A 23,407-nucleotide genomic window follows, 5' to 3' on the forward strand; every position below is an offset into this window, starting at 1 on the left:
ATTAACTTGCCGGTATTTTCAATACCTGCCCGATTCTCAATTGCTCGTCTTTCAAGCCGTTATACTGCATCAAATCATTCAGACTGACACGATTACGAGCAGCAATTTCACTCAGCGTATCGCCACGCTCAATTTTGTAGGTCTGGCCCTGCGCAACCCTTTGCTGCAGTTTCTGCCAAGCGACATAGGTCCCGGGCGGCGGAGACTCATCAAAGTATCCCTGCAATCCCTGATAAATTGCTTGAGCAATCTTACGCTGGTATTTCTGAGTACGCAGACGACCTGATTCCACCGGGTTGGAGATAAATCCAGTTTCCACCAGAATCGAGGGAATATCCGGCGATTTCAAAACCACAAAACCTGCCTGCTCCACGCGTTTCTTATGCAGCTTGGAAACACTTTTCACAGACCGCAATACATGATCACCCACACTTAAGCTGGACTTAAGACTCGCCGTCATGGACAAATCGAGCAACACGCCAGCCAGAACGTCGTCCTTGTCATCGAGACTCACCGATCCCACCCCACCAATCAGGTCGGACATATTCTCCTTCGTTGCCAACCAGCGGGCAGTTTCACTGGTCGCCCCCCGCTTGGACAACGCATAAACCGAAGCCCCGCTGGCATCAGGACTCTTGAAGGCATCTGCGTGAATGGAGACCATCAAATCGGCATTATATTCCCGCGCCAGGGTCGTACGTTGACGCAGAGGGATAAAGTAATCACCTTTCCGGGTCAGACGACTGCTATAACCTTTCTTCTGGTTAAGCAAGGCCTGTAGTTCACGTGAAATAGCCAGCACCACATCTTTCTCACGGACACCTCTGGGGCCTAAAGCTCCAGGATCATCCCCGCCGTGACCTGGATCAACCACCACCAATATATCGCGACGCTGACTTTGCTCATCGACACTCTTTGTCACTTCAGATACAGAGCCGCCTGACCCATACAGATCCACAACCAAACGATGGCCATACTGGTCATTTGGCTGCAACACAAAACTTTTGGGTTTAACGGACTGCTTCAAGTCCAGCACAACACGCAAGTCATTCTGATTACGCTTTGCGCTACGAATTCTTCGGATGGGACTGTCATCCAGTTTGATGTCACCCATATCCGTATTAAGCTCAGCATCATTCAGGTCAATCACCAGACGATCCGGCGCAGAAAGTGAAAATACCTTATGATCTGCCGGAGAACTGAGATCAAACACCAGCCGTGTGTGGTCCGGCGCAGGCCAGATCCGCACATTGCTCACCGAGCCTGCAAGAGCCTGGGCTGCAAGTAACCAGCCCCCCAGCAGAATCCACCGATGCCATCTGTTCATAAGATCAATACCCCTAAACTCCTGCTACTCCTGCACTCAGGAATCACACTCCCCGCGTCTTCCATCTGACTGCCCGGAAAATTCATGTACCACCTGACTGACCATTTCCGCCACTGCTTTGCTACGACCATCAAGGTCACGACCATCAAACATTGCCTGACGCCCGCTTCCGGAAACGCTCAATCGAATCACCAGATCCGGTTCCGGCAACCATCCCTGACCTTTTTCCGCCCATTCGATGAGACAAAGGGTATTCTCTTGAAAATAGTCCCGAATACCCAAAAACTCCAACTCTTCAGGATCTGCCAGACGATAGAGGTCGAAGTGATACACCATCCCCCTGTCCAGTTCATAAGGTTCCACCAGCGTATAGGTGGGACTCTTAACGGATCCTGAATGCCCTAATCCCCTGAGAATGGCCCGGGACAAGGACGTTTTTCCAGCTCCCAACTGTCCTTCCAGATATACCACGGACGGCCACACTAAGTGCTTGGCCAACAAAGCGCCCAAACGAAAGGTGGCGTTTTCATCTGGCAGCATCAGAACTTTGCTATCTGACATCATTCTTTCGCCAATTCCGCTTCAAACCTATGATCTACAGAAGACAAATCAGCCGATTGCAGCCAGGCAGTCCCTAAACCTGCAATAACATCTGTCGCAACCAGACTTATCATGCCAGCCCTCGCAGCAGCCAGATCAGCACTATGTGCATGCCATGACACTGCCAGACGGGCCGCATCAAACCCGTTCATGCCTTGGGCCATCAGGGCCGCAGTCATCCCGGTAAGAACATCTCCCATACCACCTGCTGCCATTCCCGGATTCCCGTGTTCAGCCATAACTGAGGTTAGGGCGCGCTCGCCATTAAGAGCGGCAATCAGGGTGCCGGCACCTTTCAACACAACCGTCGCCTGATATCGCCGGGCCAAGGCTTCCGCACTGGCAAAACGATCCTCCAGCACCTCCGGCACGGTAGTACCCAAAAGTCTTGCAGCCTCTCCTGGATGAGGCGTTATCACCGTATTGGAAGGCAGCGCTACCGGGTCTTCGGCCAACAGGTTTAATCCATCGGCATCCAGCACCATAGAAATATTCTTATCCCGACAGAAGTGAGTCACTGTTTGAAAACACATCCGTCCCCAGGGTCCCTGCCCCAATCCTGGCCCCAGCGCCACCACGGTCGCTGACGACAACATTTTTTCAAGCATCTGGCGATGATCCACTGCCTTGAACATCACCTCAGGCACACGCACCAATCCGGCCGAAATATGCGGCCCGACTGTGGCGCACCCGACCAGACCGGCACCAGCACGACAGGCGGCTTCTGCCGCCATCAATACTGCACCACCAAAGCCGACATCTCCGCCCACCACCAGGACATAACCAAAGTGACCTTTATGGGCGGCCTGATCCCGTGCGGGCAGTAAACGCTTGCTATCGGAAAAACCAACGCGCGACACCGGTGACTCCACCTGACAGAAGACTTCCGGAGCAACCCCCAGATCGTCAAACCAGAGCTCTCCCACTACGTTCGAGGCAGCCCCGGTTAATAACCCACGCTTGATACCAATAAATGTAGAGGTCAACGTGGCTTTGATCGTCGCCCCTAACAACACTCCACTGTCGGCCGATAAGCCAGAAGGTATATCCACAGCCAACACGGGCTTCCCGGCTTGGTTGATACAATGAATCACCCGGGCATAATCTTCCCGAACTTCGCCGGACAACCCCGTACCGAGTAATGCGTCGACCACGATCTCCGCCCCCTCCAATACGGTGTCTATATCGACATCATCAACTCTTTCAACAGCAACTCCGGCAGCCTTAGCCTGACGCCATGCCTCTTCAGCCTCGCCGCCCAGTTTCTCGGGATCGGAAACCGCAATCAGCCGCACCGTTTTTCCGGATTGCTTTGCCAGCTCAGCGATGACATAACCGTCACCGCCATTATTGCCACCGCCACAAAACACGGCGATGGATGTCGCTTCTGGAAAGGTGCGCTGCAAATGACGGAATGCGGCCCGGCCCGCGCGCCGCATCAGCGCATAGCCACCCCCTTCGGTTTGGGCGATGGCCAGTGCATCCAATTTGCGCACTTGGCTGGCGGTATATAGCGCCGTCGGTACATCACCACTGGTGGAATGAATATACACTTCTTGAATCCACTTGAACTATTATGCCTATATTGCTGTAAATTTTAGCAAAATACCATTAAAAGTACATTTGCTAATCAATTTTCACTAGTCCAACAGCTCATCCAAAAAGATTATTTCTTTTCAGCACCAGACTCCGATCCCGGGGTATGCCACAATATCCGTTTCAACCATCAATAAGTTAACAAGCATTGAGTTACACCGACTTCACCTCCCTGGCCAAAAGCATCAAGTCCTGGGCCCTTGAGCTAGGCTTTCAGCAATGTGGCATCACCGATGTAGATCTGGGAGACCATGCGGATCATTTCCAGCAATGGCTGGCCAACGATCATCATGGCACCATGGATTACATGGCCAGTCACGGCAGCAAACGTTACAAACCTGACGAACTTGTCCCGGGAACCATAAGGGTCATTTCAGTTCGCATGGACTACTGGCCACAAAAAGACAATGCGGCAAATGCAGAAAAAACGCTGGCAGAAGACAGCAAAGCCTATGTGTCACGTTATACGCTGGGAAGGGATTATCACAAACTGATCCGGAAGCGTCTGGCCCATCTGGCAGAACGCGTGCAAAAGAAAATCGAGTCCACTCAGTACAGGGTATTTGTAGACAGCGCGCCGGTATTGGAGAGAGCCTTGGCACAAAAAGCAGGCCTCGGCTGGATCGGCAAAAATACCATGCTGATCAACCCGAAAGCAGGCTCTTATTTCTTTCTCGGCGAAATTTTCACCGACCTGCCTCTTCCAGTCGACGACCCTTTTGACAGTCATCACTGCGGAAGCTGCTCCGCCTGCATGGACTTCTGCCCCACCAATGCATTCGTCGGACCACAAGAGCTGGACGCCAGGCGCTGCATCTCCTATCTGACCATTGAATTAAAAGGCAGCATTCCAACAGAACTGCGACCACTGATGGGTAACCGGATATTTGGCTGTGACGATTGCCAGATGGTATGCCCGTGGAACAAATTCAATCATCCCACAGTGGAAGAGGATTTCACTCCCCGACATCAACTGGATTCCAGCGAACTGCTTAAGTTATTCAACTGGACTGAAGAAGAGTTCCTGACCAATACCCAAGGGTCGGCAATTCGCCGTACCGGCTATGAAAGCTGGCTGAGAAATATTGCCGTCGCCTTGGGAAATGCTACCCCCAGCCGAGAAATACTGACGGCTCTGGAAGAGAAAGCGAACCACCCCTCAGCGATTGTCAGGGAACATGTCGCCTGGGCCCTGGAACGGCTGAATCGAGTTCCGTCCTAAAGCCGATACTCACCATTTGAGCTTTAGCACTATTTGAGCTCTAACACTATTTGAGCTTTAGAAAATGCTCTCGGTAGTACTTGAGCTCTTCAATGGACTCTCGTATATCATCAAGAGCCTGGTGGGTCCCTTTTTTCTTTACTCCGGCAGCGACATCCGGGTGCCAGCGGCGGGCCAGTTCTTTCAGGGTGCTGACATCCAGATTCCGGTAATGAAAGAAAGACTCCAATGACTTCATATAACGTGCCAGAAACCGGCGATCCTGGCCAATTGAGTTGCCACACATAGGCGAGGTTCCGGCGTCACAGTGCTCATTCAGAAAATCCAGCACCTGTTGTTCTGCCAGTAATTCGGATGTTTTACTTTGCTTCACCCGTTCAACCAGGCCGCTTTCGCCGTGAGTCTTCTGGTTCCAGTCATCCATCAGCGACAATACAAAGTCCGGCTGATGCACAGCAATAACAGGACCTTCAGCAACGACTTCCAGGTCACTGGTGGTCACAATAACCGCCATCTCAATGATTCGATCCATCTCCGGATCCAGCCCGGTCATTTCTAAATCTATCCAAATCAGGTTATCGCGACGTGACATAACTTCTCCACCGAATTACAGTAGCGCAATATTAGCATAGTGTAGTTGAGAGTCTTCTTTTATCCGGCTTTCATGGCATTAAAAGAAGTTTAATTAGGATCATATTGGCACTTAATGGGAAAACGCAGACTTACCAAACAGCAAAAGTGGCGGATTAAGAAGATTCAGGATGAACGCTCCCGCAGAGCGGAACGCAAGGAATCCGATGCCCTCGAGCAACTGGATACCGGTGATCTGTCACCTGAACAAAAAGGTCTGGTGATCGCACACTATGGTCAACAGCTTGACGTGGAAGCTCTGGATGGAGAACTTCAAGGGCAACTGCATCGGTGTTACGTGCGCGCCAATATTGATTCCCTGGTCACCGGAGATATCGTTACCTGGCGTGCCGGAAGCGATAACAGTGGCGTGATCGTTGCCCGCGGAGATCGCAATACCGCACTGAAACGTCCAGACAAATTCGGTCAGCTGAAGCCGATTGCCGCCAATATTGATCAGATCCTTATTGTTATCGCACCAGAACCCGAAGCCCATGCCAACCTGATTGACCGTTATCTGGTCGCCGCCGAAGCGGTAGAGATCCCCCCGAAGATCATCATGAACAAACAGGATCTCATTAACGATGAAAATAAGGCGCGGATAGAGCCGCTAAAACAGCTTTATACCGGACTGGGTTATGACTGGATTGAGGTATCATCAAAATCCCAGGAAGGCCTTGCCCCACTTCTCAGCCTGCTATCAAACAGAACCAGTATATTTGTCGGTCAGTCAGGCGTAGGCAAATCTTCCCTTATTCAGGTCTTGCTACCAGAAGAGAATATACGTGTTGGAGACCTGTCCGAAGGGGTACGCAAGGGCACACACACCACCACTACCGCCAAGCTCTTTCATCTGCCTAGCGGAGGCGACCTGATCGACTCACCGGGTATCCGTGAATTCGGACTCTGGCATATGGACGAGCCGACACTGGCTCAGGGATTCGTGGAATTTCGGCCATTTCTCGGCACCTGCAAATTCCGGGATTGCAAACACCAGGGCGAACCGGGGTGCGCACTACAGGCAGCATTAGAAAGTGGCGACATCAAGGTGTCACGGATGGAAAGCTACCAGAGAATCAGGGATTCACTGGACGACCAAACCATCATCAACACCCACGAATGAGGGCCTCCTGATTCCGGTTTAGCATTTCGGCCCAATCTACCAGTTCAACCCGCCGGAATCATTACCGCCCTGCCCGCTCTTTGAGTCACCATTTACCGGCAGATCTTTATTCGGGTCAAAAGCAGGTTTACTGAGCTCTTTACGAATTAACTGATCCAACTCACCAGTAAGCTCGTTAGTCGTGATCGCTCCGTCGACCTGTTCCGCATCCTCAATCTCCGCCTGTGTCCTCTTATTGAGCACAATGATGGAAATACGACGATTCACCGGATTCAGCGGATCCTTTTCGTCATAAAGCGCAGAAGATGCCAGTCCCACGACACGCGCCAGGCGGTCTTGAGGCAGACCACCATCCACTAACGCGCGCCTGGCTGCGTTGGCACGGTCCGATGACAATTCCCAGTTGCTATAATTGGCCCGCCCCAGATAAGGTGCCCCATCCGTGTGCCCCGATATACTGACCTTGTTTCGCACCCGGGCAATGAGCTTGGCCAGCTCATAAAGAATGTCCTCAAAATAGGGCTTCAGGGTGGAGTCACCACTGTCGAACATTGGACGCTGACGCTTGTCGACAATCTGGATCCGGAGGCCTTCTTCTGTGATATCGATGATCAGTTGATCTTTGAATTCCTTGAGTTTGGCACTACTTTCAATTTCGGCGACAATTTCATCCTTTAGTTTTTCCAGTCGCCGCTGCTCCACCTGGGACGCAATGTCTTCAATCGTTTTCTCTTCCATCTTGATTTCAGGCTGAGTCTCGGGCGTCTGAGCCGTATCATCGGTAACCGTTACGGTGACGCTGCCCTCAAGATCTATCACGTATGGACTTCCTCCCTCTTCGAAGCCCACAGGGTCAGAAAAGTAGCCGGAAATCGCCTCCTGCTGCTCCTTGGTCGTTGAAGCACTCAACCAGAGCACAAGAAAAAACGCCATCATCGCCGTCGCAAAGTCTGCAAACGCCACTTTCCAGGCACCACCATGGCCTTTGTGGGTCTTGCGAATACGACGGACAATAATCGGGGGTTGCTCTTCCATCATCACGACACCAGCCTGGAGCTACCCTGCAACTTATAAACTTTGATAAGGGAAAATGAAGCCTGGTCCATTACTATTGGCCACACCTTGCATCCAGCCCCGTTAACGGGACCGAACATAATCGTTAAGTTCCTGGAAGCTTGGCCGCACCGTGGAGTACAGCGCTTTACGGCCGAATTCAATGGCCAGCTGAGGAGCGAGTCCGCCCATCGTGGCCAGTATGCTCACTTTAACGCACTCATAAGCCTTGATTTCGTTTGCAGCGATACTGTGCAACGCATGGGAAGTAGGCCCCACAAAACCATAGGCAGCAAGGATACCGAAGAACGTTCCCACCAGAGCTGCCGCAACATGAACCCCCAACTCTTCGGGGGGACCACCCAATGACTTCATCGTGATCACGATACCCAAAACAGCTGCGACAATACCAAACCCGGGCAAGGCATCCGCGACCTTATTGACGGCTTCTGCCGGTTTCTCCAACTCCTGAAGACGAGTATCAATTTCCAGATCCATTAACCCCTCCAGTTCATGGGGAGCCATGTTGCCGCTACTGACAATACGCAGGTAATCCGTGATGAAATCACGCACTCCAATCATTCGCGAGATGGAGGGGTAACGATTGAAAATTTCACTATTCTCAGGATCGTCGACATCAGCCTCGATGGACATCACCCCGGACTTTCGGGCTTTGTCAAAAAGGTCGTATAGCAGGGATAGCAAATCCATGAAAATCATCTGATTGAACCTGCTACCAACAAACAACGCGGGAAGTGCGGAAAAAACCGCTTTGATTACTTTAGGGGGGTTGGCAATCAGAAACGCGCCAAAGGCAGCCCCACCTATGATCAATATTTCAAATGGCTGCCAAAGTGCGAGTAATTCTCCATGTGAGAGTACATATCCCCCGAACACACTGGCTATAACAACCACGAGACCAATGATAAACAGCATAGACCTTGTTATTCACTCCCGGCAGATGACAAATGGCGGATGATTATCTACATTACAGTAAAGATCAAAAAAGACTATTTCACAAATACTTATGCAGGAAACCGCATCGAATTTGCAAGACTTGGAATGGATTGACCAACTTCTCAAGAAATCCATGCCTTCTGTCAGCGGAGCGAGCACAATTCTGCTTCGCATGATGACACAGAACACTCTCTCATATAAAAAAATGAGTGAGGTGATTCGTAATGATCCGGTGCTTGCCCTAAACCTGCTCAATAATGCGAATACCCGGACCCACAGCCAGGAAAGTCTGGTAAAGACTTTAGGCCAGGCGATCAGCCTGCTGGGCACCGATTTTCTGGAAAATCTGCTGCAAAACACCCCGCCTCCAGAGCGGGCATCTATCCCCGCAGTCGTGGCCTATAACAAGGCTGTAGCCAACAGCTTCTTTGCCGCCCACCTGACCCAGTGGGCAGCCCAGCAGAAACATCGGGATAGGCACGAGGAGTACTATTGGTTTGCTCTGTTTTACGGCATGCCACTCTGGTTATTGTGGCGGTATACTCCAAAAAAGATGCAGGCCTGGACCAACCGGCTGAATCATTCGCTGAATATTCGCAAATCCATGGAGAGCAAGATATTCGGAGAACGATTTGCTGTTGTTTGGAAAAAGATCCATGACGGCTTTGCCTTACCGGAAGTGATCACCGACACACCGATCTTTGATGACTTTCACAACAACCGGGTTCTCATCAGCATTGAGAAATACTGCCGGGATCGTTACCCCTCTATTAAGCCAAGTGAACGGGAAGATCTGCTCCTGTTGAACCATCCGGGTTTTATTGTCGCACTGTGTAACCTAATTGCATTTCATGCCGAGAGAGATTTCTATTCTGCAATTACCCTGAGACTAATTCGTTGCCTCGCGGTATATTTGGAACGCTCGCTGAAAGACACTCTCACCTATGTTCATGAACTGGCTGTGGATTCCGCCAGACAGCACCCTCTGCAGGCGGGTAATGCCCTGGTAGCACAGCTCATTACGGGACCCGACATAAAATATGACGAAGAGGAAGAGGAGCAGACAGAACCATCGACGCCTAAGGCAAAGATAGAAGCTGCGGTGGAAGTCATCCAGAGTCCCGAGCCGGAAGTGGAGGAAGAAATCTCATTAAAAGCTGCAGACATTACGGAAGAGGAAGAGTCGTATCGAGCGCCTTCAGCCAAAGCCTCCCGTAAAGCCCTTCCCACTCAGGCGGCAACCGTACCCAAGACTCCTGACAATCGGCAAATGCGGCAGGCCAACCAGGACTTGTATATCGATATTACCCAAACCATGCTGCGTTCTCCGGCCCAATTCAAAGATATTGCCACGTTGATGAATGGGGCGGCACGCTGCATCACATATGGGGTCGGACTGAGAACCTGTGTTATTGCGCTGATCAATACCAGTAAAACCCGCCTCAAGGGCTACTATGCAGCCGATACCCAGGACAGACCAGAACTGGCACGCATGGACCTGGACCTCACCAAAGCGTCTCTATTCAGTAAGCTGATGGAAAAACCATCCAGCATTTGGATCAATCCGGGAAGTTCCGACAAGGTCAAGAAAATGATCCCCACGGAATTCCGGGCCATCAATCAGACCATGGACTTCTTTCTGACCTCCTGCTTCGTTAAATCAAGGCCCGTCGCGCTGATCTACGCCGATGCCGGCATTGACGCACTGCCGCTAACGGAGTACGAGTACGAATGCTTTAAACATGTCTGTGGCGCCACTTCACAAGTGCTGTACTACTTTGCCCAGCGCAATCACAAAGGCGGCAATCGCTCCTCCAGCTAGACCTCTCGCACTAGTGCCCCAGACAGCCTTCTGCTAACATCCGCAGCAGCTAACCATGGCCTGTTACCGGATAGAGTTGATTGCGTCGAGGTAACGGCTTAAGAGTTCCTCCTTATATATGTCACAGGACCCGTCATGGAAACCGCCAAACAAAGTCTTCCCTTTATCATTGAACCTGCTGACCTGGAGCCATTACTGGGCCGACCCGGAATTCTTATCCTGGACCTGTGCCGCCCGGAAAACTACCAGACCGGACATATTCCCGGCGCAATCTATGTCCCACCCGGTGCGACACAACTGGGCCGACCACCGGCTCCGGGAGCACTTCCTTCCCTCGAACAGCTTCATGCCATTATCGAGCATATTGGACTGAGCCAGGATGATCAGGTAGTGGTTTATGATGACGAGGGCGGCGGCTGGGCTGGCCGCATGATTTGGTTATTGAACTCAATTGGTTTCTACAACTGCAGCTATCTCAATGGGGGGTTGGTTGCCTGGCGGGAAGAAGAGAGGCCGCTCACCGATGAAATACCAGAGGCCAAAAGCGCTAGTTATTCCATCCAACATGACACCGGCACGACCGTTGAGGTGCAGGAACTCATAGAATCTCTTGGCACGCCAGACCTGGCCATCTGGGATGCCCGATCGCCCATGGAATACGCCGGACAGCGCCAAACCGCTGCACGCAACGGCCATATTCCGGGAGCCGTCAACTATGAGTGGACCCGGGCAATGGATCCCGCAAACGGCCTGAGGCTTCGTCCCTTGGATACCATCAGGCAGGAATTGAGTGATATCGGCATTGATGCGAGCAAGAATATTGTCACGCACTGCCAAACACATCACCGTTCAGGTCTGACTTATTTGATTGGGAAGGCATTGCAGTTCAATATTCGCGCCTATGCCGGATCATGGGGCGAATGGGGAAATCACCCTGACACTCCAATCGAAGTCTGAACCCAACCCAGAAATCAGCAGAACCAAATTGTTTAACTGCTACTTTTAACAGCTACCCGGAACCACTCATGTCACTGTTTGATCGTTTATTTGTTGCCAGTCAGTATGTCACTCCACAACACGCCCTATCAAAAGCGGCCGGCAGCCTGGCTGACTGTAAAAAACCGGCAATCAAGAATGCCTTCATCAAATGGTTTATTGAGCGCTACGGCGTCAATATGGATGAAGCCCTGAGAGGGTCTGCAGAGGACTATGAGGACTTCAATGACTTCTTTACCCGGGAGTTGAAGGAAGGTGTCCGACCACTCCAGGGCGGCCCCAAAAAGATCGTCAGCCCGGTGGATGGATGTGTTTCACAGGCGGGAAGTATTGAGTACGGACGTATTTTTCAGGCTAAGGGTCACAGCTTCAGTTTGATCGAGCTGTTGGGCGGGGATTTGCAACGCGCCCAGCCTTTCATCGGCGGTGATTTTGCGACAATTTATTTATCTCCCAAGGACTATCACCGCATCCACATGCCCATTGCCGGCGAACTGCAACAGATGGTGTACATACCAGGAGACTTGTTTTCCGTAAATCCGGTGACGGCTGATAACGTCCCCCGACTGTTTTCCCGCAATGAAAGGGTTGTCTGCCTGTTCTCGACGGCTTATGGCCCAATGGCCATGACATTGGTCGGCGCCATGATTGTGGCCAGCGTGGAAACGGTATGGGCAGGCCGCATCCAAGGACACGGCAAGACCGTCAGAACCTTCAACTACAACCCGGGCGAAGTCAAACTGGCCCAGGGTGAAGAAATGGGGCGCTTTCACCTGGGCTCCACCGTGGTTCTGACCTTTCCCGAAAACACCATGCAGTGGAACGCGGCAATTGCGCCGGAAGCCCCCGTACGTCTAGGACAACATGTCGGCGACCTGGCATCTGACTAAGCCTCAAACACGTCCTGCAGGAAATGGAACAACTTCCTGCAGGGTATGGCATCCGCTCAATACCATTAACAAACGATCCAATCCCAGCGCAATGCCTGCCGAAGCGGGCATTTCTTCCAAAGCAGCCAACAGACGTTCATCAATAGGGATCTCAGCTTTGCCAAGAGCCGCCCGCCGATTGTTATCATCCACAAAACGCCGTCTTTGCTCTTGAGCATCCACCAGCTCATCATAGGCATTGGCGATTTCAATCCCCTGAATATACAACTCAAACCGCCTGGCCACAGAATTCCCATGCTGGTCAGTTTCAATTCGCGCCAATGCTGCCTGTGCGGCAGGGTAATCATAGACAAAGACCGCCCCACGACTTTTCAACCAGGGCTCAACTTTATGAGTCATGAGAATGTCCAGGGCGGATTCCAGATCCAGGTCTGATGAGGGCATGGAAGAGCATTCGCTTGCCATAACCAACAGTTGCAGCTCTTCTGCCCCCTTTCCGGAGGGCTCATCGACAAAGGGATTCAATCCTATGGCACCGATAAACGCTTCCCGATAGCTCATGGATTCAGCGCCCCCCTGATAACCAAGAAACTCAATCAGGTCAGTCACCTCCAACTGCAGATCCTGCAGGGAAAATCCCGGCTGATACCACTCCAGCATACTGAACTCAGGGTTATGCCGACGCCCTCTTTCATCGCGGCGAAAGGCCTTGGTTATCTGAAATATCGGACCAGACCCTGCCGCCAGCATACGTTTCATCGCGTGCTCTGGCGAGGTCAGCAAATACAAAGCAGAGTCATACGATGGGTTCAGGACTTCATAACTATCCAGGAATGGATCCGTCGCCGTGATTTCACTCAGGATAGGTGTATCAACTTCGAGAACCCCCCGGGCCTCGAAAAAATGACGAATTCCGGCAAAAAATTGCTGGCGCTTCAGCAGCATTTCGCGGGAAACCGCGGGTTTCCAATCCGATGTATCGCTATTCATTTACACCAACACCATACACATGGTTACTCATCCAGATCACTCTTCAAGTCTCTGTCCATATTACTCTTCACAATTACTAGTCATGATTACTCGTCATATCTCTGGCCGTATCACCTTCCATACCTCTGCCCGTATCAGCTTCCATATGAGTTCCATCTGCCAATCATCTGCAGAGAAAAGTGATATTCAGATCCAACAAAAAAGGGCAGATAACTACTTACCTGCCCTTTCGAATGGTTAATGAGACTTAGCTCTTAACGCGGCTCACATACTCTGATGTACGTGTATCAACACGAATGACTTCACCCTGCTCGATAAACAGTGGCACAGATACTACAGCGTCAGTGCTCAAACGAGCCGGTTTGCTGCCGCCCTGGGCAGTATCACCGCGCACACCCGGATCAGTTTCCACAATTTCCAACTCAACGAAGTTTGGAGGGCTCACAGACAATGGCGTGCCGTTGTACAGAGTGACCGTATAAACGTCCTGCTCTTTCAGCCACTTGGTGGTATCGCCTACCGCCTTGGCATCTGCCGCATGCTGTTCGAAAGATCCGTCTGTCATCATGAAATGGAAAAACTCGCCATCGGTATACAAATATTCCATATCCAGATCGATGACATCCGCGCTTTCCACACTATCACCGGACTTAAAGGTTTTTTCGCCGACACGGCCGGTTTTGAGGTTACGGTATTTGACACGGTTGAATGCCTGGCCCTTGCCGGGTTTTACGAACTCATTGTCGATAATGGAGCAAGGATCTCCATCCAGCATTACTTTGAGACCTGATTTAAATTCGTTGGTAGAATAGTTGGCCATATTCCTCTATCTCTGCAAAAAGGCTTCCTGACAATCAATGAAGCCTACGAAATTATCCTGGCAATCTCCCTGAACGGGTGACTGACTGCCAGTTAAAGTATTTGGTTGGAAAATAAATTTGGCAATAATAGCTCGAAACACCCCCTCATTTGAAGCTTCACCGTCTATTCAAGAGACTCAGGAAAAGCTTATCGCTACCGACGCGGCACCGGGGCCTCAGGATGTCCAACGCGAGCCATCAGCACAGTGGCAGCGTGAACTGGCCAATATGATCCGCTCAGCAGATGAGTTAGTCAGCTATCTCCAACTCCCTGCCTCTTTGATTGATGAGGCATTGTCGGGACAATCACAATTTCCGGTGAGGGTCACACGCCACTACGCGGACAAAATAGAAAAGGGAAATCTGCAGGATCCGCTGCTGCTACAGGTTCTACCTCTCTTGGCCGAAGGCGATAAACATGCGAATTATTCCATAGACCCACTGGCAGAAAGCCACTTCCAGGCAAACCAGGGAATTCTTCACAAATACCACGGGCGCGCTTTGCTCATCACCACAGGAGCCTGCGCAATTCATTGCCGCTATTGTTTTCGCAGGCACTTCCCCTATCAGGATCATCGTCAGAGTCTGTCTGATTGGGAGAACACCCTGCAAACCATTACCCGGGACAGCAGCATTAAAGAAGTCATACTCAGTGGCGGCGACCCTTTGATGCTGACTGACCGCCACCTGAGCGGGCTGGTCAAGCTGATCGAAGCCATCCCTCATGTGCAGACTCTACGCATCCACAGCCGACTCCCCGTAGTACTGCCAAGCCGGGTAACACCTGAACTGCAGGAAATTCTGTCTGAAACGCGCTTAAAGACTGTCGTGGTCATCCACAGCAACCATGCCAATGAAATTGACACTAATACAGGGCGGGCACTGAAACAGCTGTCACATAGTACAGATGCTCTGCTTAATCAGGCGGTACTGCTGCGGGGAATCAATGACAGCGGCGAGCAATTGGTACAGCTGAGTGAAGCATTATTTCGTAACGGGGTACTGCCTTACTATCTGCATCTACTGGACAAAGTTGCCGGCGCTGCACATTTTGATTCGAATCCAGCCGATGTTGAACGGATCATGCAGGCGTTGCGATCCAGCCTGCCCGGTTATCTCGTCCCCAAACTGGTACGGGAAATTCCCGGGGAGTCATCAAAGTCTCCCGTGTGGGCATAATGCCGATGATCCGGGATACAGGTAACAAAATGTAATCAATTCTGTAAAACTATGTAAAAACATGAGAAATTTGGGCAGAATCCGACGGTTTACAGATTCTTTGCTATTCTAACTACTAACGACTTGATTTAAGGTGAGATTAGAAAGGTTCGGGTGTAAACCGGATACCCAAGGTCAAGCACTAATGCATAATGAATACAAAATGGTCGTGATGCATGGACGAAACTAGTTCAGCACTTCAAATAACTGTTCCTGAGCAGAAGCTAACCACGCTGTCCTTCTGTGAAGCCAATCCCAAGCAAATGGAACAGTGGGTCAGCAACCTGCCGATGGCCAACATCGGTGAAACCGCAAAGCGTCTCTATCATGCGGTTATGGAGCTCAATCAACTGATTCTTGCACCCAGCGTTCGCTTCCAACTGGTGGAGGTTCTGCGGGGTCCTGTGTACTACGTATGCAAAGAGTTATCCAAGCACTTTCTCAATCACTCCATCGTCCTGCCGGAAAAGCAGCGCAAAATAGCCAATCTGGCTCAGGCGCTGCAGTTACACCTGGCCAACGGCTATAAGTCAGTCATTCATGACCAGCTGAGCCAGGGAGCCAATGACAGAGCGATCAAAAATCTGGCACCAGCCTGTCATCGAGCCATTTCAGATCTGGCCCGCTGCGTCGTGCGCTCCTACCAGCTTTACTGCCAAAGTCCGCCAAATGTCTGGTTGGAAATTCACCAGATTTACAAGTTCGCTCACGATCACGGTATCGAAAATATCAAGGTCAGAGACAAAGAACTCTCCTACAACGACGAAACCACTGTCCAACACACCTATAAGCGTATTGTTCTATTGGGGTGCAGCAAACCCAACCAGATGCGCCAGAACGATATTTCCACGATTTACGAAGCTTACGACGCCTGGGCAGACAATACATTTTTGGACTATGGCGAAAACAGCAGTGGTCTGTTCCTTATCAATCCACACAGTGACTCACCACCCTACTACCGCTCGCTGCATTCTGGTGCACCACTAGCTGACGGAATGGGGTTCGACACAGCGTTACTGGTGGACAAGCTGACGGACTATATTGCGTATCTCAACCATCACAAGCGTCCACCCGAAGACGTACTGGATATGCCGGTACGTGTGGCTGACAATGTGATGGGCTCACTGAGCAAGGCTCTGGGCATACTCACTAAGAGAACCTTCAAACGTCTATCCAGCAATGGCCGGATATTCCTGACGGTTGGACTGTCCTCCACCCATTATTTCTGCGCAGGCAATGTGGATTTCAATGCACTGCTGATGCGTCAGGACGGTGAAGATCACGACGCCAACTATTACCTGCACCGGGCACAAAAATCCGACATCTGGTCGTCTTCATTCGATTCAGGCCCTTCCGGAATCAGCCGAACCTCAGCAGAAATGAGCCCGATCAGCTTTACCGGCGCATCAGGCGCTCCGACCAATGACAATAAACGCAACTACTCTCAGCACATCGTACCGTTGATAAACACCAGCCCTGGTGGATATTGCATTCAGTGGTCTGGAGATGTGCCCGGCAATGTTCAGGCAGGTGAGCTGTTGGGACTGAGGGAGCAGGAAAATCAGCCATGGAGTATCGGCGTGATTCGCTGGATACGTCAGGTTAAGCAACACGGGACCCAATTTGGCGTGGAACTGCTCGCTCCCAATGCCAAACCATGTGGCGTTCAGTTGACCCAGAAGACCGGTGACAACAGTGAGTTCCTCCGCGGCTTACTGCTCCCGGAACTGCCTTCCATCGGGCAACCAGCTACCTTGATCACCCCTCGCCTGCCGTTCCAGGTTGGTCACAAAGTCATACTGAACAAGAAAGGCCGGGAATCCAAGGTTCAGCTGAGCCGCCGTGTATCGTCCACCGGAAGCTTCAGCCAGTTCGAAATCAAATTCCTGAGTCAGGCAATGCAGCAAGTACAATCAGAAGTCAAAGCCAGCCAGGCCAGCGAAGACGATTTTGATTCTCTGTGGCCGACACTTTAAACTTCTTTCCGTCCACCCCAACCATCTCCGGTAATCGATTTGAATGCGGTTACCGGGGACCACTGACAATGGTCGCTATTTGAGACAAATCACAATCAATCTGAACAAAGTCCATTAATCGTCTTGTGGGAATGGCTGGCGGCTCCTAGAATAAAAAAAGTTGTTTATATAAATGGACATACTGTTGTTGCCTTTTCTTCTCCAGGTCATCAACATGCAGCAACTCCATATCGAATTTAAGTTAGCCTGATTACATGCAGAAAAAGAATCAAACAGTACATCTACTTCTTCTCGACTCTTCGCAAAACGATGCAGAGAAAGTAGTAAGTCTCATGCGTAATGCCGGGAAGGCAACCAGAGCTCACCGGGTTACCAGCATTGAGGATTTGGAAGAGTCTCTCAACGAACAGGTTTGGGACCTGTTCATTTCCCGCGAAGCAGATGGAGAATTAACCTACGCCAACTGCCTTGAATTCATCAAGCAGCAGGAAAAAGACATACCGTTTATCGTCCTGATGGAAAACTACGACGAAGAATCTGCTATCGGAGCCCTGAAGCAGGGTGCCCGGGATGTGCTTCCCGCAGACTCCCTCCATCGATTGATCCTGGTAGTCAGACGGGAACTTGGCGATCTCGAAGAAAGGCGCAAACGCCGCAACATGGAAGTGTATCTCCGTGAGGCTGAAAAACGCTGTAATATCCTGCTTGAAAGCTCGATGGATGCGATCGCCTACGTCAACGAAGGCATGCACGTATTCGCCAACAAAGCCTACATGGATCTATTCGGCTATGAGGACATGGACGATCTCATGTGCATTCCTCTTATGGATACCATAGCCGGTGCCAACAAGGATAAGTTCAAGAGCTTCATGAAGAGCATGAATGACGGCTCTGCTTCCAGCAATGAACTGACGTGCAAAATTCAGAAGGAAGACGGCAGCGAAACGGACGTTGTGATCTCTTTCTCCCAGGCAACCTATGACGGGGAAGCCTGTACTCAACTGATCGTGCGCCCAGAAATTGATTCAGAGCTTGAAGAAAAGCTGCGTAAATTCAGCAGTGAAGACCTCCTGACCGGACTGTACAACAGAAGCCATTTCATTGAGCACCTGGACTCCATCGTTGAAAAAGCGCTAAACCGCGAAGTTCAAGCCAACCTGCTCTATCTCGAGCTCGATGATTTCAGTATCGCCCGTGCTGAATACGGCATCGCCGGAGCCGACACCATTCTCGCCGATGTCGCCGCTATGTTAAGAAGCCTCTGCCCGGAAGATTACGCAATTGCTCGTCTGGGCGATGAGACGTTCGGTATTCTGGCCATGATCGCGGACACCAAAGCCGCAGAAAAATTTGCCAAGGATATGTGTCACCAGCTCGCAGAACACTTATTCGAAGTCGGCGACAAAACGGCCCAGATAACCGCCAGCATTGGTATTGCCCGGGTCAACGAAAACGCACCTGCGGCCAATGACCTGCTGACACGCGCGCATAGAGCCAGCACTCATGTTCACACCCTCAGTGGGTCAGAAAACGGCAACGGCGTGTATGTGTATAACACCGTCGATTTCGAAGGTGGTGACGCCAGCAGCGAAGACATGATGGTCACATTGCAGGCAGCTTTGGACAACAATCGATTCAAACTGCTGTTCCAGCCTATCATCGGACTTCGGGGGGAAGGCGAGGAACACTATGAGGCCTTCCTGCGAATGATCAACGACAAGCAGGAAGAGATCAGTCCATCCAAGTTCCTGCCGATTGATTCAAGCCCCGAACTGTCCACCAAACTGGACCGCTGGGTCATACTGCAGAATATCAAGAGCCTGAGCTCACACCGCTCCAAAGGGCACGACTCAAGACTGTTCCTGAACATTACTCCTCATACCATTGTGGATAAAAGCTTCGTGGAGTGGCTCGGGGTGGCCCTGAAGGCAGCCAAATTGCCGGGGAACTCCCTGATATTCCAGATCAAGGAAAGCGACACGATTGAGTACCTCAAGCAGGCCAAGGAGTTTACCGAAGGCTTGCAAAAGCTGGGCTGTAAGATCTCGATCAATCAGTTTGGCTGTGCTCTGAATCCGTTCAATACCTTCAAACATGTCAATGCTGACTATGTAAAACTGGACGGTTCTTACACTGAGGAAATCCAAAAAGACGAGAAAGCCCGGGCGAAGGTGAAGGAAATCATCAATCAGTTACAGGAAATGGAGAAGCTCACCATTGTCCCATTCGTGGAAAATGCTTCTGTGCTCTCCACACTTTGGCAGGCAGGGGTGAACTATATTCAGGGTTACTATCTGCAGGAGCCTACCACGGAAATGAACTACGATTTCAGTGAGGGCGAATAGCCGATCGGCAGCCACAGTTTTCTCCAGACAATAAAAAAGCCCGGTTGCTTTGAAAGCACCCGGGCTTTTTATTTATTGGCCGGTCAATTATCTGTAGTTCTTCTAGCTTATAGGTCTTCTAGCTTACAGTTCTTCCAGCCAGCCTATAGCTCTTCCAGCAAAGCCGTATCACTCTCCCTGAAACCAAGCAGATAGAGGATACTATCCAGCCCCAAAGTGGATATGGAATGCTTCGCAGACTCTTTCACCAACGGCTTGGCCCTGAAGGCCACCCCAAGACCAGCGGCGCTAAGCATGGGAAGATCGTTGGCCCCATCTCCAACCGCAATGACCTGCTGTAATTGAACCCCTTCACGCGCTGCAATCTCGTGCAACAGCTCCGCCTTGCGGGCACCATCCACAATCCTGCCAGTGACTTCGCCTGTTACTAAACCGTCCTTGATATCAAGTTCATTGGCATAGATATAATCGATGCCTAACTTTTGCTGTAAGTGCTTGGCAAAGTACGTAAACCCGCCGGAGAGAATCGCCGTTTTATACCCCAGCTTACGCAGAGTACTGATCAGTTTTTCCGCTCCTTCGGTGAGCACCAACCGCTGGCAGACGTTCTCAAGCACCGTTTCCGGCAGCCCTTTTAACAATCCAACTCTCTTGCGGAAGCTTTGGGAGAAGTCCAGTTCGCCGCGCATAGCACTTTCAGTGATTTCGGCTACCTGATCACCCACACCCGCTTCTTTGGCCAGCTCATCAATGACCTCAGCTTCGATCAGCGTGGAATCCATGTCGAACACCACCAGACGCCGATTACGCCGGAAGATATCGTCTTTCTGGAATGCGATATCCACTGCCAGCTCATTTGCCACCTGCAGAAACTCTTTCTTCAGTCCGTTAAGGTCCTGGGGATTTCCCCTGACAGAGAACTCGACACAAGCCTGCGCCTGGGAACGGTCTTCATACAGAGACAGACGGCTGGAAAGACGGGAGATATTATCGATGTTAAGCCCGTTAGTGGCAGTAATTCCAGAGACTGTGGCAATCTGCTCAGCTGTGATCTCACGGGACAGCAGGGTCACAATATAGCGATCCTTCCCCTTCCCTTTCACCCATTCCATATATTGCTCATCAGTAACGGGCGTAAACTGAACCTGGAGGTTCAGCTCGTGCATGCGGAATAGAAGATCCTTAAGCACCGGAGCAGACTCCTGGGCGGCAGGAATCTGCACAAGAATCCCCCAGGTCAGGTGATCGTGAATCACGGCCTGACCGATATCCAGGATCACCAGTCCATATTCAGCCATAATGCGGGTAATGGAAGAAGTGAGCCCGGGTTTGTCGGACCCGGACACATTTATCAGCAAAATTTCATTCACTCGTCAGATACCTGTCAGCTCAGTGATACATCATTCGTTTGCCGGAATGTCGCCGGAATCGGCCGGTTTCGCATCTGCCGCCACTTCCAGGCGATCCACTCTCTGCAGCCCTCTAGGCAGTTTATGCCCCCGACGACCACGCTCACCAGCGTAATGGGCAAGGTCCGAAGCACTCAGCTTGAGAAAACGCTTACCCGCGTGTATTACTAGAGTTTCGTCATCACCAACGATGGCGAGATGGGCCATCCATTCTTCCCTGGACTGCAGCCTTGCGGACGGAATGCTGATAATCTTGTTGCCTTTCCCTTTTGCCAGCTCAGGCAGCTCACTAATCGGAAATACCAGCATCCTGCCTTCGTTGGAGATCGCCACCAGGTGCGGATTATTCCGCTTGCCAAGCAACTGAGGCGCCATGACCTCGCCCCCTTTGGGCAACGAGATCAATGCTTTACCTGCCCGGTTCTTGGACTGCATATCTTCAACTGTGGCAACAAACCCATAGCCCGCATCAGATGCCAGCAGCACTTTGGCCTTATCGTCACCCATCAACACATGCACCATACTGGCACCGGATGGAGGGTTTACCCGGCCAGTGATCGGCTCCCCCTGTCCCCGCGCTGAGGGCAGCGTATGAGCAGGCAGGCTGTATGACCTTCCGGTAGTATCGATAAAAATAGCGTTCTGGTTACTTCTACCCAACGCAGCAGCCCTGAACTTATCCCCGGATTTGTAACTCAGACCCACGGGGTCAATATCATGACCTTTGGCGGAACGTACCCAGCCCTTATCCGACAACACAACCGTTACCGCTTCAGAGGCAATTAACTCCACCTCACTGAAAGCCTGGGCATCCTGGCGCTGAACAATTGGTGAGCGGCGATCATCACCGAAGGTTTCCATATCCTCCTTGATTTCCTGCTTCACCTTTTTACGTAGCTTGGCTTCTGACCCCAGAATCGATTCGAGGCTCTTACGCTCTTTCTCAAGCTCGTCCTGCTCAGCCTTGATTTTCATTTCCTCAAGGCGGGCCAATTGTCTCAATCGGGTATCCAACACCCAATCCGCTTGCAGCTCAGACAACCCAAATCGCTCCATCAGCGCGGGCTTCGGCTTATCTTCCGTACGGATAATATGAATCACTTCATCAATATTCAGGAAAGCGATCAACAAACCTTCCAAGATATGCAAGCGATCCAGAACCTTTTGCAGACGATACTGGAGACGGCGACGCACCGTTTCGGTACGGAAGGTCAGCCATTCCTTCAGAAGAGTGCGCAGATCTTTTACCGCCGGACGTCCGTCCAGGCCAATCACGTTGAGATTGACCCGATAGTTCTTCTCGAGATCGGTCGTAGCAAACAAGTGGGCCGTCAGGGATTCAGCGTCCACCCTGTTGGAACGCGGAACGATAACCAACCGGGTAGGATTCTCGTGATCCGACTCGTCTCTTAAGTCCGCCACCATCGGCAGTTTTTTAGCCTGCATCTGCTGCGCGATCTGCTCCAGTACCCGGGCTCCCGAAACCTGATGGGGTAGCTCGGTCACCACGATGTCCTGGCCTTCACTGATATACTTGGCACGCATTTTCACAGACCCGCGCCCGGTCTCGTACATTTGTTGCAGATCCTGCGTACTCGATATGATTTCGCCGCCGGTGGGAAAATCGGGAGCAGGAATAAAGGTGGTCAGATCCTGTACCGTTGCTGATGGATGCTCCAGCAAGTGGATGCAGGCTTCAGCCACTTCCCGAAGGTTATGTGGAGGAACATCCGTCGCCATACCAACGGCAATACCGGTCGTACCGTTTAACAATAGATTCGGTAATCGGGAGGGCAGTACAGCGGGTTCTTCCATGCTGCCGTCAAAGTTCGCGACCCAATCGACGGTACCCAGCCCCACCTCTTTCAGCAGGACTTCTGAATATTTTGCCAGGCGCGCTTCGGTGTAACGCATGGCTGCGAAAGACTTTGGATCGTCCGCCGAACCCCAGTTACCCTGGCCGTCCACCAGCGGGTAGCGATAGGAAAACGGCTGAGCCATCAGTACCATTGCCTCATAGCAGGCACTATCGCCGTGAGGATGGAATTTACCTAATACATCCCCCACTGTCCGGGCGGACTTCTTGTGCTTTGCCGCCGCGCTCAACCCCAGTTCCGACATGGCGTATACAATTCGCCTCTGAACTGGCTTTAATCCATCTCCTATGTGTGGCAATGCCCGGTCAAGGATGACGTACATCGAATAATCGAGATAGGCTTTTTCCGTATACTCCTTCAGCGGGAGACGCTCGATACCCTCGTCAAACATTGTGCTCATATATTTCAGGAAATCTCTTATATGTTTATTGAGTTGTGATAGCCAACCTGCCCGGCAGTGCTAACAGCTCCCGTGTCTTGCGACATCCGTACTCTACGCAAGGATGCCTCCAAGAT

Annotated in this window: 18 protein-coding genes; 8 read left to right on the top strand and 10 right to left on the bottom strand. The window is 51.3% G+C overall.

Annotated features, from left to right (window positions below; all coding sequences use genetic code 11):
- Nucleotide 1: 1 nt before the first annotated feature.
- Genes BTA51_RS19730 through BTA51_RS19740 form a run of 3 tightly spaced genes read right to left on the bottom strand, consistent with a single transcriptional unit; the run spans nucleotide 2 to nucleotide 3,480 of the window.
- Nucleotides 2-1,327 carry an N-acetylmuramoyl-L-alanine amidase gene (locus BTA51_RS19730; protein ID WP_094710428.1) on the bottom strand — a complete coding sequence of 442 codons (1,326 nt, stop codon included), beginning with the start codon at nucleotides 1,325-1,327 and terminating at the stop codon, nucleotides 2-4.
- Nucleotides 1,328-1,363: 36 nt separating this feature from the next.
- Nucleotides 1,364-1,891, bottom strand: a complete 528-nt coding sequence (tsaE, locus tag BTA51_RS19735; RefSeq protein WP_094710430.1) for a tRNA (adenosine(37)-N6)-threonylcarbamoyltransferase complex ATPase subunit type 1 TsaE — start codon at nucleotides 1,889-1,891, stop codon at nucleotides 1,364-1,366.
- Entirely contained in the window at nucleotides 1,888-3,480 is a 1,593-nt protein-coding gene (locus BTA51_RS19740; protein ID WP_246841102.1) for an NAD(P)H-hydrate dehydratase, read from the bottom strand. Before BTA51_RS19740 ends, tsaE begins: the two co-directional genes overlap by 4 nt.
- A 191-nt stretch (nucleotides 3,481-3,671) precedes the next feature.
- On the opposite strand from BTA51_RS19740, the gene queG reads away from it, so the two are divergent.
- The gene (gene queG, locus BTA51_RS19745; protein WP_094710432.1) at nucleotides 3,672-4,745 is read left to right on the top strand and encodes a tRNA epoxyqueuosine(34) reductase QueG; all 1,074 of its coding nucleotides are present in this window, start codon (nucleotides 3,672-3,674) and stop codon (nucleotides 4,743-4,745) included.
- A 46-nt stretch (nucleotides 4,746-4,791) separates the two neighbouring features.
- On the opposite strand, the gene orn is transcribed toward queG, so the two are convergent.
- On the bottom strand, nucleotides 4,792-5,337 hold the full coding sequence (gene orn, locus BTA51_RS19750; protein WP_094710434.1) for an oligoribonuclease: 546 nt from the start codon (nucleotides 5,335-5,337) through the stop codon (nucleotides 4,792-4,794).
- A 114-nt stretch (nucleotides 5,338-5,451) separates the two neighbouring features.
- On the opposite strand from orn, the gene rsgA reads away from it, so the two are divergent.
- Nucleotides 5,452-6,498, top strand: coding sequence for a small ribosomal subunit biogenesis GTPase RsgA (gene rsgA / locus BTA51_RS19755; protein WP_094710436.1), 1,047 nt, complete (start codon nucleotides 5,452-5,454; stop codon nucleotides 6,496-6,498).
- Between the two features lie 36 nt (nucleotides 6,499-6,534).
- Here rsgA and motB read toward each other — a convergent pair whose 3' ends face one another.
- Both motB and motA read right to left on the bottom strand, forming a co-directional pair.
- Nucleotides 6,535-7,536: a flagellar motor protein MotB gene (gene motB, locus BTA51_RS19760; protein ID WP_094710438.1), complete on the bottom strand. Its 1,002-nt coding sequence runs from the start codon at nucleotides 7,534-7,536 to the stop codon at nucleotides 6,535-6,537.
- 99 nt (nucleotides 7,537-7,635) lie between these two features.
- Nucleotides 7,636-8,487: a flagellar motor stator protein MotA gene (gene motA / locus BTA51_RS19765; protein WP_094710440.1), complete on the bottom strand. Its 852-nt coding sequence runs from the start codon at nucleotides 8,485-8,487 to the stop codon at nucleotides 7,636-7,638.
- A gap of 112 nt (nucleotides 8,488-8,599) precedes the next feature.
- On the opposite strand from motA, the gene BTA51_RS19770 reads away from it, so the two are divergent.
- From BTA51_RS19770 to asd, 3 genes are all read left to right on the top strand, one after another.
- The gene (locus BTA51_RS19770; RefSeq protein WP_168188227.1) at nucleotides 8,600-10,330 is read left to right on the top strand and encodes an HDOD domain-containing protein; all 1,731 of its coding nucleotides are present in this window, start codon (nucleotides 8,600-8,602) and stop codon (nucleotides 10,328-10,330) included.
- A 135-nt stretch (nucleotides 10,331-10,465) separates the two neighbouring features.
- Entirely contained in the window at nucleotides 10,466-11,287 is an 822-nt protein-coding gene (locus BTA51_RS19775; RefSeq protein WP_094710444.1) for a sulfurtransferase, read from the top strand.
- Nucleotides 11,288-11,355: 68 nt separating this feature from the next.
- Nucleotides 11,356-12,216: an archaetidylserine decarboxylase gene (gene asd, locus BTA51_RS19780; protein WP_094710446.1), complete on the top strand. Its 861-nt coding sequence runs from the start codon at nucleotides 11,356-11,358 to the stop codon at nucleotides 12,214-12,216.
- 3 nt (nucleotides 12,217-12,219) lie between these two features.
- Here the strand turns inward: asd and epmA are convergent, their stop codons facing one another.
- Entirely contained in the window at nucleotides 12,220-13,206 is a 987-nt protein-coding gene (gene epmA / locus BTA51_RS19785) for an EF-P lysine aminoacylase EpmA (protein WP_094710448.1), read from the bottom strand.
- Nucleotides 13,207-13,453: 247 nt separating this feature from the next.
- Complete coding sequence (gene efp, locus BTA51_RS19790; RefSeq protein ID WP_094710450.1) at nucleotides 13,454-14,026, bottom strand: elongation factor P; 573 nt, start codon at nucleotides 14,024-14,026, stop codon at nucleotides 13,454-13,456.
- Nucleotides 14,027-14,144: 118 nt separating this feature from the next.
- Here efp and epmB point away from each other — a divergent pair, with 118 nt between their 5' ends.
- The 3 genes from epmB (at nucleotide 14,145) to BTA51_RS19805 (ending at nucleotide 19,605) form a co-directional block, all read left to right on the top strand.
- Nucleotides 14,145-15,245, top strand: coding sequence for an EF-P beta-lysylation protein EpmB (gene epmB, locus BTA51_RS19795; RefSeq protein ID WP_246841103.1), 1,101 nt, complete (start codon nucleotides 14,145-14,147; stop codon nucleotides 15,243-15,245).
- Nucleotides 15,246-15,460: 215 nt separating this feature from the next.
- Nucleotides 15,461-17,260, top strand: a complete 1,800-nt coding sequence (locus tag BTA51_RS19800; RefSeq protein ID WP_094710452.1) for a GTPase — start codon at nucleotides 15,461-15,463, stop codon at nucleotides 17,258-17,260.
- A gap of 254 nt (nucleotides 17,261-17,514) precedes the next feature.
- A complete protein-coding gene (locus BTA51_RS19805) occupies nucleotides 17,515-19,605 on the top strand; it encodes an EAL domain-containing protein (protein WP_094710454.1) in 2,091 nt (696 codons plus the stop codon).
- Between the two features lie 143 nt (nucleotides 19,606-19,748).
- Here BTA51_RS19805 and serB read toward each other — a convergent pair whose 3' ends face one another.
- Together serB and parC are read right to left on the bottom strand one after the other, a co-directional pair.
- Nucleotides 19,749-20,975 (bottom strand): phosphoserine phosphatase SerB, encoded by a 1,227-nt coding sequence (serB, locus tag BTA51_RS19810; protein WP_094710456.1) that lies wholly within the window; start codon nucleotides 20,973-20,975, stop codon nucleotides 19,749-19,751.
- Nucleotides 20,976-21,005: 30 nt separating this feature from the next.
- Nucleotides 21,006-23,282 (bottom strand): DNA topoisomerase IV subunit A, encoded by a 2,277-nt coding sequence (gene parC, locus BTA51_RS19815; RefSeq protein WP_210404885.1) that lies wholly within the window; start codon nucleotides 23,280-23,282, stop codon nucleotides 21,006-21,008.
- Nucleotides 23,283-23,407: the final 125 nt, after the last annotated feature.

Source organism: Hahella sp. CCB-MM4, assembly GCF_002260525.1.
Classification (GTDB): domain Bacteria; phylum Pseudomonadota; class Gammaproteobacteria; order Pseudomonadales; family Oleiphilaceae; genus Hahella.

Bases quoted from the DNA above. Each gene is read 5' to 3' on its own strand.
- BTA51_RS19730 (WP_094710428.1), bottom strand. From the start codon at position 1,327: ATGAACAGATGGCATCGGTGGATTCTGCTGGGGGGCTGGTTACTTGCA.
- tsaE (WP_094710430.1), bottom strand. From the start codon at position 1,891: ATGATGTCAGATAGCAAAGTTCTGATGCTGCCAGATGAAAACGCCACC.
- orn (WP_094710434.1), bottom strand. From the start codon at position 5,337: ATGTCACGTCGCGATAACCTGATTTGGATAGATTTAGAAATGACCGGG.
- rsgA (WP_094710436.1), top strand. From the start codon at position 5,452: ATGGGAAAACGCAGACTTACCAAACAGCAAAAGTGGCGGATTAAGAAG.
- motB (WP_094710438.1), bottom strand. From the start codon at position 7,536: ATGATGGAAGAGCAACCCCCGATTATTGTCCGTCGTATTCGCAAGACC.
- motA (WP_094710440.1), bottom strand. From the start codon at position 8,487: ATGCTGTTTATCATTGGTCTCGTGGTTGTTATAGCCAGTGTGTTCGGG.
- BTA51_RS19775 (WP_094710444.1), top strand. From the start codon at position 10,466: ATGGAAACCGCCAAACAAAGTCTTCCCTTTATCATTGAACCTGCTGAC.
- asd (WP_094710446.1), top strand. From the start codon at position 11,356: ATGTCACTGTTTGATCGTTTATTTGTTGCCAGTCAGTATGTCACTCCA.
- epmA (WP_094710448.1), bottom strand. From the start codon at position 13,206: ATGAATAGCGATACATCGGATTGGAAACCCGCGGTTTCCCGCGAAATG.
- efp (WP_094710450.1), bottom strand. From the start codon at position 14,026: ATGGCCAACTATTCTACCAACGAATTTAAATCAGGTCTCAAAGTAATG.
- BTA51_RS19800 (WP_094710452.1), top strand. From the start codon at position 15,461: ATGGACGAAACTAGTTCAGCACTTCAAATAACTGTTCCTGAGCAGAAG.
- BTA51_RS19805 (WP_094710454.1), top strand. From the start codon at position 17,515: ATGCAGAAAAAGAATCAAACAGTACATCTACTTCTTCTCGACTCTTCG.
- parC (WP_210404885.1), bottom strand. From the start codon at position 23,282: ATGTTTGACGAGGGTATCGAGCGTCTCCCGCTGAAGGAGTATACGGAA.